At 54.4% G+C, this 18,694-nt stretch carries 15 protein-coding genes; 13 read left to right on the forward strand and 2 right to left on the reverse strand.

What is annotated here, in order from left to right:
* Window positions 1–48 precede the first annotated feature (48 nt).
* The 4 genes from FDK21_RS03240 (at window position 49) to FDK21_RS03255 (ending at window position 4,529) form a co-directional block, all read left to right on the forward strand.
* Complete coding sequence (locus FDK21_RS03240; protein WP_138147487.1) at window positions 49–714, forward strand: hypothetical protein; 666 nt, start codon at window positions 49–51, stop codon at window positions 712–714.
* 12 nt (window positions 715–726) lie between these two features.
* Window positions 727–1,446 carry an RDD family protein gene (locus FDK21_RS03245; protein ID WP_138147932.1) on the forward strand — a complete coding sequence of 240 codons (720 nt, stop codon included), beginning with the start codon at window positions 727–729 and terminating at the stop codon, window positions 1,444–1,446.
* A 159-nt stretch (window positions 1,447–1,605) separates the two neighbouring features.
* A complete protein-coding gene (locus FDK21_RS03250) occupies window positions 1,606–4,341 on the forward strand; it encodes a hypothetical protein (protein ID WP_138147488.1) in 2,736 nt (911 codons plus the stop codon).
* Window positions 4,341–4,529, forward strand: coding sequence for a hypothetical protein (locus FDK21_RS03255; RefSeq protein WP_138147489.1), 189 nt, complete (start codon window positions 4,341–4,343; stop codon window positions 4,527–4,529). The genes FDK21_RS03250 and FDK21_RS03255 overlap by 1 nt, the downstream gene beginning before the upstream one ends.
* Window positions 4,530–4,585: 56 nt before the next feature.
* On the opposite strand, the gene FDK21_RS03260 is transcribed toward FDK21_RS03255, so the two are convergent.
* Both FDK21_RS03260 and FDK21_RS03265 read right to left on the reverse strand, forming a co-directional pair.
* Window positions 4,586–5,530, reverse strand: coding sequence for an acetamidase/formamidase family protein (locus FDK21_RS03260; protein WP_138147490.1), 945 nt, complete (start codon window positions 5,528–5,530; stop codon window positions 4,586–4,588).
* A 13-nt stretch (window positions 5,531–5,543) separates the two neighbouring features.
* A complete protein-coding gene (locus FDK21_RS03265; protein ID WP_138147491.1) occupies window positions 5,544–6,785 on the reverse strand; it encodes a Zn-dependent hydrolase in 1,242 nt (413 codons plus the stop codon).
* A 156-nt stretch (window positions 6,786–6,941) separates the two neighbouring features.
* Here FDK21_RS03265 and FDK21_RS03270 point away from each other — a divergent pair, with 156 nt between their 5' ends.
* The 9 genes from FDK21_RS03270 to FDK21_RS03310 all read left to right on the forward strand — a co-directional run bounded on the left by FDK21_RS03270 (window position 6,942) and on the right by FDK21_RS03310 (window position 18,492).
* A complete protein-coding gene (locus FDK21_RS03270) occupies window positions 6,942–8,498 on the forward strand; it encodes an ABC transporter substrate-binding protein (RefSeq protein ID WP_138147492.1) in 1,557 nt (518 codons plus the stop codon).
* Window positions 8,499–8,623: 125 nt separating this feature from the next.
* Window positions 8,624–9,568 carry an ABC transporter permease gene (locus FDK21_RS03275; RefSeq protein ID WP_138147493.1) on the forward strand — a complete coding sequence of 315 codons (945 nt, stop codon included), beginning with the start codon at window positions 8,624–8,626 and terminating at the stop codon, window positions 9,566–9,568.
* A complete protein-coding gene (locus FDK21_RS03280) occupies window positions 9,568–11,511 on the forward strand; it encodes a dipeptide/oligopeptide/nickel ABC transporter permease/ATP-binding protein (RefSeq protein ID WP_138147494.1) in 1,944 nt (647 codons plus the stop codon). The genes FDK21_RS03275 and FDK21_RS03280 overlap by 1 nt, the downstream gene beginning before the upstream one ends.
* A complete protein-coding gene (locus tag FDK21_RS03285; protein ID WP_138147495.1) occupies window positions 11,504–12,484 on the forward strand; it encodes an oligopeptide/dipeptide ABC transporter ATP-binding protein in 981 nt (326 codons plus the stop codon). The genes FDK21_RS03280 and FDK21_RS03285 overlap by 8 nt, the downstream gene beginning before the upstream one ends.
* 1 nt (window position 12,485) lies before the next feature.
* The gene (locus tag FDK21_RS03290; RefSeq protein ID WP_138147496.1) at window positions 12,486–13,256 is read left to right on the forward strand and encodes an FCD domain-containing protein; all 771 of its coding nucleotides are present in this window, start codon (window positions 12,486–12,488) and stop codon (window positions 13,254–13,256) included.
* Window positions 13,257–13,893: 637 nt separating this feature from the next.
* Window positions 13,894–16,134, forward strand: a complete 2,241-nt coding sequence (locus FDK21_RS03295; protein ID WP_171021930.1) for an ATP-binding protein — start codon at window positions 13,894–13,896, stop codon at window positions 16,132–16,134.
* Window positions 16,131–16,595 (forward strand): response regulator, encoded by a 465-nt coding sequence (locus FDK21_RS03300; RefSeq protein ID WP_114009190.1) that lies wholly within the window; start codon window positions 16,131–16,133, stop codon window positions 16,593–16,595. Before FDK21_RS03295 ends, FDK21_RS03300 begins: the two co-directional genes overlap by 4 nt.
* Window positions 16,588–17,742: a hybrid sensor histidine kinase/response regulator gene (locus FDK21_RS03305; protein ID WP_138147498.1), complete on the forward strand. Its 1,155-nt coding sequence runs from the start codon at window positions 16,588–16,590 to the stop codon at window positions 17,740–17,742. Before FDK21_RS03300 ends, FDK21_RS03305 begins: the two co-directional genes overlap by 8 nt.
* 306 nt (window positions 17,743–18,048) lie before the next feature.
* A complete protein-coding gene (locus tag FDK21_RS03310) occupies window positions 18,049–18,492 on the forward strand; it encodes a response regulator (protein ID WP_157967616.1) in 444 nt (147 codons plus the stop codon).
* Window positions 18,493–18,694: the final 202 nt, after the last annotated feature.

Raw genomic sequence — 18,694 nt, forward strand, 5'->3', positions numbered from 1 at the left:
ACAATCTGAGCGTCCCTTGGCGAGACCCTAGAAAGGGAGGGCCGAGATATGCGCGGAAGTGGTAAAGTGAATGGGTTGTTCATGTCATGGACAATGCGTTTGATCGGTATGGCAATAGTCACAAGTGTTGCTTTGCTGTTGCTTGTGCCCACCAATTCCTCCCATGCTTCCGGTCTGCCGAATGATGCCCCCTTCGCTTATCGCTGGGCTGACAGTCGTGCCATCGGCTTGCCCGCCTCCATTGCGCAGGATGGGACGAAGCCGATTGGTTTTCGCCTCGCGATTCCGGACTTCTGGCAAGGCCAGTTGATGGAAGAAAGCAATGGCTACTCGCTTCTGTTTGTCGGAAAGGACACCAAAAGCGGCGAAGATCCACCGATCGGGATGCTTTTGGGGGTCTTTCTTGGCGCAAAGACCGATTATTCCGCTCTTGAAGCCATGACGGAGCCCTATCGCGATACGTCCATTGCCTCTCAGCGTCTGCTCTATCATTTCGAGGATGTGCAGGATGGCCATGCCTATGAGTTTTTTCACATCGAGTATCCGGACCAGAAAAGCGGCAAGCTGCTGCATGAATTTGCTTTCTTTTTCGAGACAAAATACCTGATCTATCGCTTTGGCTTTCTAACGCAGGCAACGCAGTCGCAGCGCAATGAGCTGTTTGTCTGGTCCATTTTCAATTCGATCCGTTTTTATGACGACAAGTTGGAATGACGGGAGGACACCATGTCATTTTGCAGCCATTGCGGCACCCGGTTGCCTCTGGAGGCCAAATTCTGCCCTGCATGCGGCGGTGCGGTTGAGCTGTCCGGGGCAGCGCCTGAACAAAGCGAACCCGACGCACAGTCCCGCCGGGAAGCCCAACCGGGGCATGCTGTCATCCCATCGCTGGACTATGTCGGATTGGGGAAGCGGTTTGTTGCTCATCTGGTCGATCTGATCATCGTCTTCATCATCTTCTATGTCATTGGCATGCAGGTGGCCGGAGACGTGGGTGGGGTCACACAAGAGGGCTTTTCTCTGGAAGGGACACCAGCCCTTGTCACGATGGGACTGAGCTTTGTTGCTTCGCTTGGCTATTTCATGCTCACCGAGGGGCGCAATGGACAGTCATTTGGCAAGCTGGTGACGGGTATCAAGGTGGTGTCGAGCGATGGCTCGCCCTGTTCTATGCGTCAGGCGTTCATCCGCAATTTCCTGCGCCTCATTGATGGGCTGTTCTTCTATCTCGTCGGGGTCATCCTGATAGCAAGGTCCGATCGCAACCAGCGCCTTGGAGACCGGATCGCCGAGACAGTCGTTGTCCGGAAAGCCAAGGTGGCAGCCAAAGGCTCCTATGTGTATCGCGCCGATGGCGCGCCAGAGGCTGAAACGGGAGAGGGCGACAAGGTCAAATTCCGATCCTCCTGGGGCATTAAGAAAGGCAGGGATGCGTGGGATCTGTGAAGGCACTAGGCTGGTGAAACGCCATTGAGCATAGCGGTAAAGCAGGGAGGGAACGACGTGACATATTCAACAAAAAAAAGGCTCTCGACCTTTTGTTTGTCCCTTGCCCTCCTGCTTTGTTTCGTTGGTATCAGCTTCAGTGCGAGGGCGCAGGAGACGGTGTCTTATCCGAGAAATTTTGATGCGGATTTTCTCAAGGGAAGCACGCAACTGGTCAATGGCAACCAAACGCATTGGTCAAAAGGGGACGCATTTCCCAATCAGACCTCCAAATCGTCGGGATGTGACAAGCTGTTTGTGCGCGGCGACCGCTTTCGGGTCCATTGCATCAGAACTGCCGCCTATCCGGACAAGGAGGGCGGCTATGTTCGATCCCAATGGGTTGAGGACGCCCGAGGCGTCATTCGCGACGGGCAGCTTGAGGGCTGGTATGCGATGTCGGACCGGACATGGAGTGATGGTCGAAACAACATTCAGGATGGGCTGTATGGCAAAGGATCGGAAGCAGGCAGCGTTTCAGGATCACTTTCTGCCAATGGCGTCATCTCACTCTTGATGACCAAGCAGAGCGAGCGGCATATCCTCAATCAAATGAAGGTTGAGGAGGGCTTTACATATTTGACCGGCAACTGGAAAAGCTATCAGGTCCATCCTGATGCAAGGCATTTGAGCTATAGAGCAACCTATCAGTTCGATCCTTCGATGGCTTCAAAGCCAGATCCGGCCATTACCGCAGAAACAATCCAGCAGGAAATGGAGCCGCCTCGACAAGAGCTGGTTGCCAATGATCAGCCGGATGGTGACGATCCCGACCGCAAGCCGGTGACCTTGTCTGGTGGCAATGGCACGATTGCCCTTGAAGATGCCTTGAAGCAACAGGGGATTGATGACGAGCAACACCCCCGCACAGATAGCCCGACGACAGAACCAATCGATCAGTTTGACGCTTGGCAACAGGATTTCAAAGATCGGGGCTGGCGGTATAGCGAAAAGGATGGAGTCGCCGAGTTCGAACCGCAAGAAGGCGCGCGGGATGAAAAGGGATGGGTCTATTCCGAAGAAAAGGGAGATTTTCTGCCTCCACCAGAAAGTGAACGGGACATTGCTTCCATCGATGATCAAAATTCAGGAGACATGACTCAGACGCGTCCCCCAAGGGATGGGGACCAAAATGAAAATGGTGAGGTTTGGAGCGATGAGGATGGCGGCTGGATCGGGCGCAACCTCTATCAGCAGGAAAAGGAGCGTCGCGCCACCATCAAGCGGTTGGATGATCAGTCCCATCGCGGGCAGAGCGACGATGTCAGGACACTCTATGACGCCTGGCAGACGTCGAAAAAGCAAGGCAAGTTGCAGCCGAAAGTGCTCAAGGAGGTGGCAGACAAGAAAAGGGCGCTTGATGGCCGGATTGAAACCCTGATCAGCGGAGAAACAGATCTCCATCGCATTCGCTTCCTCAGGGACATGCAGGATCACCTGAGCGATATTGATGCAACGGATAAGGATGGCGTGCTGGGCGACTGGAACAGGATCGTGGCCAAACAGGAGGAAGATGTCGCCTTCAAGGTTGACTATACCATGAAGCAGTTCATCGTTGAGACCGGAGCAATGACCCTCGACACGGTTCTGACCCGTGGTGCCGCAATGGCAACCCTGCACACCTATAATGCTGCTCTGAAAGAGGCTGGTAATCCTGAAGGCACCACAGGGTCTATTCTGTGGGAAGGGGCCAAGGAGGGAGCTTATCAGGGCACCGTTGGTTTCGTTCTCAACAAGCTGGCGGCTGGTGCCCTAACCAAAGCAAAGGCTATGCGCGGGGCGGCCAAGACGGTCAAGGGGACCGCTGATGATGTCGCGGTGACCACAGGCAAGAGCAACTGGAACAGTTCATCCGATGCGATCCGCACAGAAACGCAGAAGAAGCTGCTGTCCAAGCTGCCAGCCAACCATCCGGCCCGCAAGATTGGCAATCTTAATGAGACGCTGGGCAAGGCTGGCGGCCAGTTTGATGCCCGCAAGATCACGCCCCATATGCGGCTTGATCCGACCAGTGAGACATACAAGGCTGGCATTGAAGCTCTGAAAAAGAATCCGCGCTATCTCACAGATAAGGCCAAAAAGGTGAGCGACGCCGTGCGTCATGATCTTGATCTTGCCGCCAGAGAGCAGGCCGTCAAACAGCTTTACAAGGATCGACCTGATCTCAAGGGGCATTTGACGCATTTTGAAAATACCGGCAGTCATGCGCGCAAAGGCATGACCTATCGGGGCGGGGCGTCCGATATCGACTTTACCCCCAAAGGCACGGCCACCGCGCAAGGCAAGGAAGCGGAGGTGCTCTTCTCGCGCTATTACGACAAGGCCGTCAACAAGGTTTCGGGTGGAAAATTGACAATGCAAGATCTCAAGGCCCATGCCTATGGGGGCGACAAGGGCACGGGCGCGTTCCAGTCCAAAACAGGGCTCAATGTCAAGGATGTGATGAACCAGACATCGGGCCGGATCGACAAGCTCGATCCGTCAGGCAAGATTACTCATAGCTTGCGCGGTGATGATGTGGTCGAGGTTGGCAAGCCGACGCGTCTTTTTGAAAAGGGCACGACGCAAAGCCTTGCGAAGAAGGATGTGGTGCGGTTTCGAAAGGATCTGGCCAACAAGTTTCGTGAGGAGTTGCCGGAAATGGCGACCCAGCAGGAAAAGCTCATACAGGCGGCCAAGGGCTATAAGCTCAGTCGTGTCATTGAGTCCAAGGCAATCGGTGGCCGTTCTCTTGCTGCCAATCGGGCGCTCTATCAATGGTCCAAGCAAGTCAAGAACCGCATTCCGACGATGACGGATCGCCAAATGAAGGCAATGACGGAAAAATTCCTCAAGGGCATAGAGGAGGGGCGTTGATGACTGGTTGCTGTGACGGTGATTGTCATTGCGCTGATTGTTGTATCAAGGCGCTCAGTCGCCTTGGAGACCATGCCTTCCGGCGAGCCGCACAGGAGCAGGCCGCCCTAGCGCTCAAGCGAGCTCAGGCGGGGTTGGTGATCGAGGATGACAAGGCGCGCCTTGAAGCCATTGTGATGACCAAGTAGCCGTTCCTTTGGTTTCCCTGTCTGGCATCTCGCATTTTGTCCGTTGGGAAGCCCCGCTATTCGAAGACGCAGCGCGGAAAGTAGAAGGATACGACCCAGTTGGGTGCGTCGACGATTTCGGATATTCGCAGATCACCACAGACCGAGGCCAGCAAATAGGCGTCGATAGCGGCCAGACCATGCTCAGCACAAAGAAGATCGATCATGCCTGCAACCGCATCCCGTGCCCCGGCCATCAAGTCAGGACCCACGCCGGTCGTCACCTCATAACCCTTGGTATCGAGGTGATTGGTTACCGGGCCTGTCGTCCTGAAGCGCGGCATGGCAAGTGGGCTCTGTTTGATTAGATCAAGGCGCAAGGTGACATTCATCGGGCTTTCAATGGCGGTGCCGCACACTTCGCCATCGCCTTGTGCGGCATGGGTGTCGCCGATGGAGAAAAGCGCACCGGCAACCTCGACCGGAAGGAAGAGTTCCGAGCCTTTGGCAAGGTCGCGAATGTCAAGATTGCCCCCGATCCGACGCGGTGGAATGACCGAATGGCAACCCGGTTCAGCGGGCGCATTGCCCACTGTGCCTGCAAAGGGCTTGAGCGGGACTTTTGCATGTGGGCCAAAGAGGGCAGGTGTTAGCCCTTTGGCATCATAGGACCAGATATGAAGCGCTGGATTTGGAAACTGATCGGCAAGCAATCCGAAACCGGGAATGTTTGCGGTCCAGCCAAAACCGGAAGGCGTGAAGTCTTCCAGAGTCACCTTGAGAATATCACCCGGTTCCGCGCCCTCGATATAGAGGGGGCCTGTGACCGGATTGGCTTTGGTCGGATCCATTGCGATCAGATCATCAAGGCCACTTGTTGCGCGCAACTGACCCGCGGACGCATCCTGACAGGCCAGATGGACCCGCGAACCCGGAGTGACATGCGCGACCGGTGGGATTTGATTGTCCCAGCCAAAATGATGCTGGGCCGCGTGAATGGTGTAGTGGCAGGCTTGGCACATGGGGCAGCTCCGGTCAGGTGGCGAGTTGCAGGATCGTGTTGAGCATCAATTGGGCGCCTTTTTCAATGTCTGGCCAATCGGTCCATTCTTCCGGCGCGTGACTGATGCCGTCCTTGCTGGGCACAAAGATCAGGCCCGATGGACAGAAGGCCTGCATCGTCTGGGCGTCGTGACCGGCGCCCGAGGGCATGATCTGATGCTCAAGGCCGAGGGCTTTGGCCTCAGTGAGAAAGGTGGTGCGAAGGGCCGGATCAAGCAGGGTTGGTGCAATGTAGCTGCGTTCCTCGATCCGATGGGTCAGGCGATGTTGCTCGCAGACTTTGGCAACATTCTCCGTTAGCTTTGCGCGCAGCAAGCCCATCACGTCGGACGACAGATCGCGAATGATGACGGTGAAGCTGGCATGGCCGGGAATGGTGTGGGGGAAGTTTGGTTCGATTGCGACCTTGCCGATGGTGATGCGGGATTGATCGGTGCCGATCTCGCGGATCATGTCGGGTATGCCTGCCGCTATCTGGGCCAGTCCGGCAAAGGCATCGGATCGCAGTTCCATGGGGGTGGTGCCCGAGTGATTGGCGACACCGTCCAGATCAATCGACAAGACCAGAACCCCTGAAACGCCTTCGACGATCCCAATCGACTGGGTGGCAGTTTCGAGCATCGGACCTTGTTCGACATGAAGCTCCAGAAAGGCCTTGATACTGCCGAACGGCCAAGCGGACAGCTGCAGGGCGTCCGGATCATATCCCTGATGACGCATGGCATCTGTCAGTTTGATACCATCGGCATCTTCCGCTTCCTCGGCCCATCCCTGGGCGAGCTGGCCGCTGATCGTCTGTGAGCCAAGCATGCCGCCGAACCGGCCTTCCTCGTCTGACGTTGCCGCGACAACGATGGGGTGACGCAATGCGATGCCCTTTTCTTTGATGGAACGGATGCATTCCAGACCGATGGCAACACCGAGTGCTCCGTCAAACGCTCCTCCTTCAGGCACGGTGTCGAGGTGCGAGCCAACCATGATGCAAGGGGCATCAATCGGCCCCAGTCGACCAAACACATTGCCCGCCGCATCCTGTGTGACCATCAAGCCATCCTTGGTGAGCTGGGTTGCAAACCAGTCCCGAACCTGTTTGTCAGCATGGGAAAAACCGGGGCGGTTGTATCCACCGGTTGTGGCGTTGAACCCAAATTGGTTGATCGCACCCAGCAGACTTTTCAACCGTTCGGACCTTATGTGAACGCGATGGTTGGTCATTCCTTATTCCCTTCCTGAGTGCGATTTACGCAAAGGCCAAATTTATGCATAAATAATAAGCAATTACATGTCATATATCAATTTATCATAATCAATGCTTGAAAAAGATGCAATTATAAGGATTAAATATCAGGATCGATAGAGAGGGAGAATGCTATGAAACGGTTGCTAACCGCCGCGCTGGCGGCGGCCTCATTATTATTTGCCTCACCTGGCAACAGCCAAACGCCCCCCAATGTTTTGATTGTTGGACAAATTGCCGAACCGAAGTCCTTGGACCCTGCTGCGGACACGGCGGTGAATGATTTTCGCATCTTGATGAACATGTATGACGGGTTGGTCCGCTACAAAGACGGCACACTGGAAGTGGAGCCATCTCTGGCAACCAGTTGGACCATTTCTGATGATGGCAAGAGCTACACATTCAAGCTGCGCGAAGGGGTCAAGTTCCATGACGGGTCGAGCTTCGATGCCGAAGCGGTCAAGTTCAATTTTGACAGGATGCTCAAGGACGATCATCCCTATCACGATACCGGTCCATTCCCGCTGTCCTTCTTCTTCTCGGCGGTTGAAGAGGTCACTGTTGTCGATGCGATGACGGTCAAGTTCGATCTCAATGCCCCTTATGCGCCCTTCCTGTCCAATCTGGCCTATCCGACGGGCCTGATCATTTCTCCCAAAGCGGTGATGGATCATGGCAAGGATGTCGGTCGCAATCCAGCTGGCACCGGTGCCTATAAATTTGCGGAATGGGAATCCAATGCCAAGGTGGTGTTGGAGAAGAATGCCGACTATTGGGATGGTGCCCCGGCGCTTGAAGCCGTGGTCTTCCGCCCGATCACGGACGCCAACACCCGTGTGGCCGAAATGCTCGCCGGTGGCCTCGATGTGATGGTCGAGGTCCCACCTGACAATCTGACCCAGTTCCGCGACGACGCCCGCTTTGCCGTTCAGGAGCAGGCCGGTCCGCATCTCTGGTTCCTGATCCTCAATGCCAAGGAAGGACCATTTGCGACCAAGGAAATCCGTCAGGCAGCCAACTATGCCATCAACAAGACCGCCCTTGTCGAGAATATCCTGCAGGGGACGGCCGAAGTGGCGGCCGGGCCGACACCGCCTGCCTTTGCCTGGGCCTATGATGAAAGTCTGTCTCCTTATCCATATGACCCTGAGAAAGCCAAGGCGATGCTCAAGGAAGCCGGCTATGACGGCAAGGAGCTGACCTTCTATGTCACCGAAGGTGGGTCCGGTATGCTTGATCCCACCGCCATGGGAACCGCCATTCAGGCCGATCTCGAAGCGGTTGGCATGAAGGTCAAGATCGAGACCTATGAGTGGAACACCTTCCTTGGCAAGGTCAATCCCGGCCTTGAAGGCAAGGCAGACATGGCCGAGATGGCATGGATGACCAACGATCCGGACACGCTGCCTTTCCTTGCCCTACGCACCGAAGCCTGGCCTGATAAGGGTGGGTTCAACTCCGGTTACTATTCCAACCCGAAGGTGGATGAGCTTCTGGAGAAGGCCCGTCAGTCGACCGATCAGGCCGAACGCGCCAAGCTGTATAAGGACATGCAGCAGATTGTCTATGAAGATGCCCCTTGGGTCTTTGTGGCCAACTGGAAGCAGAATGCCGTGATGAGCGCCGCCGTGAAAGACTTCAAGCTGCAGCCATCCTTCTTCCTGATGTTGCACAAGGTTTCCAAGCCTTGAGGCAACGCTCCAGCAGCCAGTCACCCGCATGACTGGCTGCTTCTTACAAAATCTTTCCGGCCGCTTTGAGCAGGGTTGCCAAAGCGACCGGAATGTTTGACAGCCTTGGTGACGGAGGACAGCCGATGGGTGGATATATTTTCAAGCGGCTGCTTGCCGCCATTCCGGTCATATTGGGCTTGTCCGTAATTGTGTTTGCGATCATGGCCATGATTCCCGGTGATCCCGCCCTTGCCATTCTGGGGTCGTTTGCGACGCCGGAGAATGTCGCCAAGCTCAATCAGGATCTCGGGCTGGACAAGCCGATGGTTCAGCAATATCTGATCTGGCTGGGCAACATGCTACAGGGCGACTTTGGACGGTCCTACACGCTCAATCGACCGGTCATTGACGAGGTGCTCGAGCGTTTCTCCGCCACCCTGATCCTTGCTGGCCCCGCACTGCTTCTGTGCTCGGTGCTGGGGTTGCTGGCGGGCATCGTGTCGGCGGTCCGGCAATATGGATGGGCGGACAAAGTGCTGACCTTTGCGGTGCTGATCGGTATTTCCATGCCGTCCTTCTGGCTTGGTCTTCTGTTGATTTTCGTTTTTGCCGTGCAGTGGCGGATTTTCCCGCCCAGCGGCATGTTTGCGATCTATGGCGGTGGGGATTTTGCCGATTTGATGCACCATCTGGCGATGCCCGCCTTCACGCTGGCGGTGGTGGCAACCGGGGTGATTGCCCGTCTCACCCGCACCTCGATGCTGGAAGTGTTGCGGCAGGACTATATCCGGACTGCACGGGCCAAAGGCATCTCTGAGAGACGGGTGATCTATCGTCATGCCTTCAAGGCCGCGTTGGTCAGCGTCATTCCCGTGATCGGCATTCAGGCCGGTTTCGTGCTCGGTGGTGCCGTCTATATCGAAACCGTTTTCCAATGGCCCGGCATCGGATCGATGCTGGTCAAGGCCATTTCCACGCGCGATTTGTTGCTGGTGCAGGGCGGGGTGTTGGTGGTTGCCACGGCCTATGTTCTGTTCAATCTGGTCGTTGATGTCATCCAGTCCATGCTTGATCCGAGGTTGCGCTGATGACTGAGACTGCAACAAATTCCAAGGCGCCTGCAGCAAGCAAGCGCCAAGGTGGACGACCAACAGCATTCAAGCTGTTGCGCAACAATGTGCTGGCATCGATCGGCCTTTGCATTCTGGTGCTGGTGGTGCTGATCAGCCTTGCGGCCCCGATCCTGCCTCTGGCCAATCCCGATGCGACAGCTCCGGCTGATCGTCTGTTGCCGATCCTGACCGAAGGACACTGGTTGGGAACCGATGCGCTTGGTCGTGATATTCTCTCCCGCCTCATCTGGGGCAGCCGTGTCAGTCTGGCTGTTGGCGTGTCAGCGACCTGCATCGCTGCCTTTGTCGGCTCGCTGATTGGTTTGGTTGCCGGTTATGCAGGTGGGCGTGTCGACAATATCATGATGCGCGGCATCGATATGATCATGGCCTTTCCCTATATCCTGCTCGCCCTTGCCATTGTTGCCGCACTCGGACCGGGGTTGCTGAATGCGCTCTATGCCATCGCCATTGTCAACATTCCCTTCTTTGCCCGCAACATTCGCGGCATCACGGTGGGACTGTCCCGCCGGGAATTTGTCGATGCAGCCCGCCTGTCGGGGAAATCCCATGCGGGGATCCTGTTCGGCGAAGTCTTGCCCAACGTCTTGCCGGTCATCATCATCACCATGTCGACGACAATCGGTTGGATGATCCTCGAGACGGCGGGGCTGTCGTTTTTGGGGCTTGGTGCGCAACCACCACAGGCCGACTTGGGGTCGATGTTGGGCGAGGGGCGCAAGATCCTGTTCACGGCGCCGCATGTGTCGATCATTCCCGGCGTGATGATCTTTGTGGTCGTCATGAGCATCAACCTGCTAGGGGACGGGTTGCGGGACATCCTTGATCCGCGTCTCAAGTCCGGCGCTCTGACCCGTCCGGTCATGCGCACCGCGATCACCCGCCAAGCGGCTTCTGGCTTTGAGAGCGCGGCTGAGGACACGCTTGATATCAAGGGGCTGAAGACGGAGTTCCAGATCGGCAGTGAGATCTTCAAGGCGGTCGGTGGCGTGGATCTGGCCGTTCGGCAGGGCGAGTGTCTTGGGCTGGTCGGGGAATCCGGTTCGGGTAAGTCGGTCACGGCGATGTCGGTCATGGGACTTGTGCCGACACCTCCGGGGCGGATCACGGACGGGATCGCCCTTCTGGAAGGGGAGGATCTGCTGTCCAAAAGCGATGAGGAAATCCGCCAGTTGCGCGGCTCCGCGGTCAGTCATGTGTTTCAGGATCCCCTGTCCACCCTGCATCCGCTCTTCACTGTTGGTGATCAGCTGGTCGAGGCGATCAGGGCGCATCAGCCTCTGGATGAGAGGCAGGCGGTGGCCAAGGCCGAGGATTTGTTGTCCCTTGTTCGCATTCCCAATCCCGCCAAGCGATTGAATGCCTTCCCGCACGAGCTGTCGGGGGGGATGCGTCAACGGGTTTGCATCGCCATGGCGCTGGCCAATGAGGTCAAGCTGATCATTGCAGATGAGCCGACAACGGCCCTTGATGTGACCGTGCAGGCCCAGATTCTGGCGCTGCTTGATGCCTTGCGCAAGGAGCGTGACGTTGGCATTCTCTTCATCACCCACGATTTCGGTGTTGTTTCAACGATCTGTGACCGTATTGCCGTGATGTATGCAGGCAAGATCGTCGAAACCGGTCCGACCAAGACTATACTCGACGCGCCAGCCCATCCTTACACGGCCAAGCTGATTGCCTGCGTGCCCGTGCTGGGGCAGCCGGATCGTCGCCTTGATGCCATCGAGGGACGACCGCCTCTTGTGAACAATCTTCCCGACGGATGCGCCTTTGCGGATCGGTGCCCGGCTGTTCAGGATGCGTGTCGGCATGGAGACATTGCTCTCAAGACATTGGCAACAGGCCGCGCCGTGCGGTGCCTCTATCCCATGAACCAAGGAGGCAACGATGTCTGAAGCCCTGTTGCATCTGGACAAGGTCGAGCGCCGGTTCGGTGGTGGCAAGAGCCTTCTGGGCAAGCCGAAACCCGCCGTGCATGCCGTCCAGGGGATTGATATCAAAGTGTCGGATGGGGAAACGCTGGGCATTGTCGGGGAATCCGGGTGCGGCAAGTCCACGTTGGCGCGGATGATCGTCGGGCTCGATGTGCCGACCAGTGGCACCATTACCTTCGCCGGAACCGATCTTGCTGGCATGGCAAAGAAAGACCACAAACGCCTGGCACAGAAAATCCAGTATGTGTTTCAGGATCCTGTTGCCTCGCTCAATCCCAGAAAGACCATCAGACAGATTCTCGAAGCTCCGCTCATCCAGTTGCGGGATTTGGATCGATCCATGCGGCAGGCGCGTCTGGAGGAATTGCTGCAGGCGGTTAATCTGGCCCCGGAATTTCTTGATCGCTATCCGCACGAATTTTCAGGCGGACAGGCCCAGCGGATCGGCATTGCCCGTGCGCTGGCAGCCGATCCCGAGCTGATCGTTCTGGATGAACCGGTTTCGGCGCTCGACGTGTCCGTGCAGGCGCAGGTGCTCAACATTCTGGATGACCTCAAGCGCCAGTTCGGTCTGACCTATCTCTTCATCAGTCATGATCTGTCGGTCGTTGAGAGCATTTGTGATCGGGTCATGGTGATGTATTTCGGATCTCTTGTTGAAATCGGTCGCACGGAAGATGTCTTCCGCAATCCACGGCATCCCTATACGCGTCTGTTGTTGCAATCCGCTCCGGCTCCGGGGCGCAAGGTCTTGATCTCGGAAGACGCCAACACCGAACTACCAGACCCTTTTCACCCTCCGGTGGGTTGCGCATTCTATGCAAGATGTGACAGAAGATCCGACCAGTGCAAATCGGTGCGCCCCATTCTTGATGATAACAAGGCTGAAGAGACCCATCGAAGTGCATGCTTGCATCCATTTTTGGCAGGTTGACATGTCGATTCAGGAAGAACATGAAACAAGCAATGCAGTCTCGGCAGGTTCGAAAAAGCGCAAAAGACCCGACCTGATCGCCGATCAGATTCGTGAGCGTATCGTTACGTCGGGACTTCAGGTTAGCGATCGGGTTCCCACGGCCTGGGTGGATCCGGAGCAGATGGGGGCTTCACGAGGAACCACGAGGGAAGCGCTCAAGCTGCTTGAGTTCCAGGGACTGATCACGACAAAAACCGGTCCGGGGGGCGGTGTTTTTGTCTCGGCGATCGAAACGGATCATGCGATCCGGTTTCTTGACAATCTGTTTCTGTTCGAGCCACCGTCCATTGCAGACATCTATGCCTTGCGCAAGACGCTTGAGCCAGAGCTGGCGGCGAGTGTTGCCGGTCGTCTGTCGGCCGAGCAGTTTGGCCGCCTGCAGGCTCTGATCAATTTGTATGAGGATGATCCAAAGTCGGCGGATGAAGAATATAAACAGCGGCTGGCCGAGCTGGATTTTCATAAGGAGCTTGCCAAAGCTTCTCCTAATTCTTTACTCGGTTTTGTCTGCCGGTTTCTTCTCAGCCTGCTGACCGACAAGACGGAGTGTCGGGCGATCTATTCCGAGCCGACACCTTGGCGGTTGCGCGAGCAGGGGATCAACTATCAGGTCCGATTGTTACGGGCTTTGAAAGTTGGTGATCAGGAGCAGGCCCGCTCGATTATGCGAGATCACATGATCGATGCCGAGGCTTTCATGCTTGAGCGGGCTGTTCTGATCAGGCCTTAGGTCCACTTGCAACGCGGTCAACCGGCCCCGCACGTTACTGGCTGTGCATTCAGTCAGGCTCTCTTGGCGATCGATGAAGCTGCGAAGCAATCAGAAATGCTTGGAGCCGAAATCGACAGGTCCATTCTGCGGGGGCGGACCGGTGGGCCCTTGCCAAGAAATCATGTTGTTGGCAGAAAAACTGGTCCATGAGCTAAGGGATTTGCCTGTTTCCCCTGAAAATAATCATCGAAAGACAGGGCATATTGCTGGTTGCATTTTGTCTTTCTTGGTTGACGCTATAATTCTCTATTCGTGTATCTGATTGAATTATATCGCATTTTTATGCTTGCCTTCATTGAAGTCTTTGCGGTTCGCACGGCGATACTGCATTGATAAGAAAAGGTTGCAGGACAAAGCAGGATTGTTACACGCAAAATTAACCCGACAAGTTGTTATACTATAATAACGTTGGTGCTGGAGGGTTTTGGTTCGCCCCGTGAAGGCACTTGCGTAACGGCGCCTGACTCATCGGGCATGCCGGTTTTAAGTGGGGCTCATAATGCATTCGATTTCGCTCATATCGGGGGTGAGGCGACAATTTTCTTCATCTCCTTCACTGGCGACAAAGACGACGATCTTTGTTGGTGCCAGTGCGATGGTTTTTGCCGTTTTACTTTGTGTTTTTTACTACAATTACACTCGCAAGATCGTGCTGGATTCGGAAATCCGAAACCTGCGTGAAGAAACCAGAATTGTCGCGCAGAAGTTTGCTGGTATCTATAAAGAGTTGCAAAATGAAGCTTTTATCATCTCCCAGCTGCCTCCCATTCCCGGGCTGATTGCTTCAACTCGTAACAATGATGTCGACCCCAAGGACGGATCCACCACCGCCCATTGGCGTGGCCGCCTTGAAACCATTTTCATCTCATTGTTGAGAGCGAGAAGCCACTATACCCAATTGCGCTATATCGGCGTCGCTGACGGCGGGCGTGAGCTGGTGCGTGTGGATCAGACCAATGATGGTATCGACGTCGTCACCCAGCAGAATTTGCAACAAAAGGAAGGCGAACGCTACTTTCAGGAAAGCCTTCGTCTTCAAGCTGGACAGACCTATTTCTCTGACGTCACCTATAATCGCGAGCATGGCAAGGTTGATGCGCTCATGACGCCGACGTTGCGGACTATCGTGCCGGTCTTTGATGATGACGGCCAGATGTTCGGGCTGATTGTGATCAATGTGAATTATGAAAAACTGATGCAGCTTGGTCTCCAGAACAGCACGCCATCCCGTGTGGCCTATGCCATTAACAATCACGGCGACTATTTGAAAATTGACGCGTTAAGCAAATTTGGTTCGTTTGAGTTTCATGAAGACCAAAGCTATTTGCCGAGTGAGCTTGTTGCCCACTTCAAGGGTTATGAAAGCGACGAAGGCAGCTTCAAAAGTGAGGATGCGCTTAGTTACTTTGTCAAATTGAATGTCAATCCCGGCAATCCTGACGTGTTTGTCGGAGTCGCCCAGACAACCAGCCGTGCACAAGCGCTTGCTCCCGTGATCGCCTCGTTGCGGTCGTTCCTGTTTTTCTCATTCTTTCTGGTGGCATTGATCTCGTTGCTAACCCTGCCGCTGGCACGGCGCATGTCGCGGGCACTGCAAGCAATTGCAATGGCGCTTCAAAGTGAAGATGCGTCGCATTTCGGCTCTGATCTGCCCGTTTATATGCGTGATGAAATCGGTGCGCTGGCGCGTGCTTCCAGGCGGATGGCGCTGGATCTTAATGAAAGTCGGGCAAAAGCTGCTACGGTTCTGGAAAATGTTGCGGATGCGATCCTCACTTTCGACGATGAACAAGTGGTGATTGGCTCCAACCGGGCCGCTGAGCCGACATTTGGCTATAGTCGGGACACGTTGATTGGCAAGCGTGCCGAAGAGATCCTCCTCAGCCAAGATGGAGAACCAATCAGTTTTGTTGAGTTGCGCGAGGATCGTTTCTGGACTGGTTCAAAGGAACATGCGGAATATGAGGTGATCGGTTTGCATGCGAGTGGCCGAACCTTTCCGGCCATGTTGACGATGCGGCGTGTTGATATCACCGAGCGATTTCTGCTGACTGTTGTGGTGCGGGACATCACCGAACGCAAGCGGCAGGAAGAAGAGCGCGAAGACCTGATTGCTCGCCTGGTCAGGTCCAATCAGGAGCTTGACAGCTTTGCGCATATTGCGGCTCATGATCTCCGAGAGCCCTTGAGGGCAATTCACAATCATTCCAGCTTCCTTCTTGAGGATTACGATGACGTGCTGGACTGTGATGGCAAGAAACGGCTGGACAGACTGCAGTTTCTGACCAAACGGATGGAGAGGCTCGTGGCTGACCTGCTTCATTTTTCACGATTGGGACAACAGGATGCCGTTACCGAGCCGACAGATCTGGCGGCAGTTCTTGCTGATATCGAGATGACTTCACGGGATGGATTCGAGGCTGACCATGTCAAGCTGACCATTTCATCCGACCTGCCGACAGTGGTGTGTGACAAGGTGCGCGTCACCGAGGTCTTCCGCAACCTGATTGTCAATGCTGCAAAGTATAATGACAAGGATCAGAAGCTGGTTGACGTCGGCTATGATCCGCAGACAGGCATATTTTCCGTGCGTGACAATGGCGTCGGCATTGATGAGACCTATCACAATTCCGTCTTCAAGCTGTTCAAGCGATTGGAAAGTTCAAACGACTTCAGCGACGGAACCGGTGCTGGTTTGACCTTCGTTGAAAAAATTATCCATCAGCATGGCGGATCGATTTGGCTTCAGTCGGAGTTGGGCAAGGGTACAACATTCTTCTTCACCTTGTCCGCTTCCTCAGACCCCAAGACTTGCGCAGAAAGAGAGGCAGCATGATTGCGCATAGTGCCGTACAGCCCGTTCTGATTGTCGAGGATAGCGACGATGATTTTGAAGCAACTTCAAGGGCCTTCCTGCGGACAGGCAGTGTGAAACATCCGATACTGCGCTGTTCTTCCGGTCGCGAAGCACTCGATTTTCTGAAATATGGGGCCGTGGGCGAGGAGGACGATCTGGAGATCCTGCCGGGGCTGATCCTGCTGGATCTCAACATGCCAGGCATGGATGGTCGGGAGATTTTGCAAATCATCAAGTCTGACGAAGATCTCAAGTCCATTCCGGTGGTCGTGCTGACAACGTCGAACAATTATCTGGATGTCAGGGATTGTTACGAGAAGGGAGCAAACTCCTATGTCACAAAGCCGATCGAATTGGAGGGCTTTGTCAACACAATAGCGAGCATCAAGAAATTCTGGCTGGAGGTTTCGGCGCTCCCGAGGGTGGACAAAAATGACTAATCGACTCAACGTGATGATTGTCGATGATAGCGAAGACGATCGCGACTTATATAAGCGTCTATTGACGAAGCAGGGTGGGGACACGCGCTATCGCTATTTTGAAGTTGCCTCTGCCAGAGAGGCAATTGCCCAATGCCAGTCTGTTAGTGTCGACTGTATCTTGCTCGACTTCAGTCTGCCCGGACGGAATGGTCTGGAACTGTTGGAAGAGTTGCAGGTCCACGAGAGTCATCTGCCAGTGGTGATGTTGACCGGACAAGGCAATGAGAAAATCGCAGCGGACTCCATCAAGGGGGGCGCTCAGGAGTATCTTTCGAAAAACGATCTGACCGGTTCAGCGCTGCAGCGGGTGATTCTCAATACGGTCGAGCGGGTCGCGTTGTTGCGAAAAATCGATGATCATCAAGCCGATCTTGCAACCTTCGCCAACGTGCTGGCGCATGATTTGAAAGCTCCGATCAATGTCATTCGCGGGATGAATGAGTTGATTCAGGAGGCAATAGAGGAAGAGTGTCACGATGAGGTGAAGGAGTTTTCTGATCGCATCGAACGGTCGGCACGACGCGCCTCGGAACTGATTGATACCTTGCGGATTTACAACAAGTCTTCCAATACGGACCGGCCTCTGCAATCGGCATGTCTGGCAGACCTGCTTCAGGATGCCCTTAACAATCTGCATTTCGACATTGAGGAAAGTCGGGCAGACATCACCCATGCACCTTTGCCAACCGTGCTCGCGGACCCGCCACAGATCGTTCAGTTGCTGCAAAATCTGATCGGCAATTCGATCAAATATTGCAAGGCAGACAAACCGCAGATCCATATTGATGCTCATCAGAAAGGCGACTTTTGGCAGATCGACATAAGGGATAACGGCATCGGCTTGGATGAGGAGGATTTGGTGTCCATCTTCAAGCCATTTCATCGGGCGCATAGCGATGATGAGTATGCCGGAACCGGCCTGGGACTGGCGACCTGTAGACGGATTCTGGATCGGCATCGGGGCAAGATCTGGTGTCAGTCAGTAAAGGGCAAAGGGTCGACTTTCTCCTTCTCGCTGCTGCAGGCAGCGCACAATGTCCTGCCGGATGTGAGTGAGACGCAGGAAATAGTTCAGTTCGAACAGAAGATTGCTTTGTCCGGATAGATAATCTGTAATATTCTGTGAAGATTAAAGTTGAGACCAAGTCGGATTTGCATTTTGTTATGCGCATTTCCGTCGTAATGAATCTCATTCTTATTTCACTGTTTTTATTATTGCGTTATTGTGGCTATAAATCATACTATTTTTCTATAATGGCAAAAATTGTACAATTTTATTCAATATTAAAGTAAGTAAGGATAATGAAAATATAAAATCAAAAGGCTTGTTTATTAGACTAAATTAAATTTTTCTCCTTGATTATGGATGCTGAAGAAAGTTTGCGTCTATAAATATTTCATGGAGCTAGGCATGACAGTTCAAACAGAAGCACGAAAGGTGTCGGAAACCACGTTAATCATGGTGGATGATAATGTTGACGAGATTTTTCTGACGCGGCGCAAGCTGCGCAAAGAGGGCATTGTCAACCGGTTTGTTTCCGAGCGGAAACCCGAGCGAATTTTCGAAGCGCTTGACGAGTTGATCGAGCTGGGGATCGAAAAGAGAACCTTCCTGATCCTGATGGATGTCAATATGCCTAAGATCAACGGTTTCGAAGCCTTGCAGAAGATCAGGGCGCACCCGGACTATGGTCAAGTGCCTGTGTTGATGTTCTCTGCTTCGGACGACCCGTCCGATATCTTCGAGTCGTTTGACGTCGGCAGCGATGGTTATATCGTCAAACCATTCACTTCAGAGGAATTCTTCGCGGCAATCAAGAATCTGCCGAAAGTAAAAACGCAATTGATGAGCTGATTTCTTGCGTCGCGTGATCAGAGGTGGCAAGGCCCATGTATCGTTTAAGACAGCTCAGGCAAAAGAAGATAACTGGCGGTCGCGTGGCGCTTGGCGTTTTCGCGATCTCCATGGCAACGACCATCGCGTCGTGTGTGTTCTTTCATCAGTGGCTTTGGACCGCCGTTGAACGTCGCTTTGCGATGCATGCTGCCAATATTGA

Origin of the sequence: Cohaesibacter sp. CAU 1516, from assembly GCF_005771485.1 — a bacterium.
GTDB classification, from domain to species: domain Bacteria; phylum Pseudomonadota; class Alphaproteobacteria; order Rhizobiales; family Cohaesibacteraceae; genus Cohaesibacter; species Cohaesibacter intestini.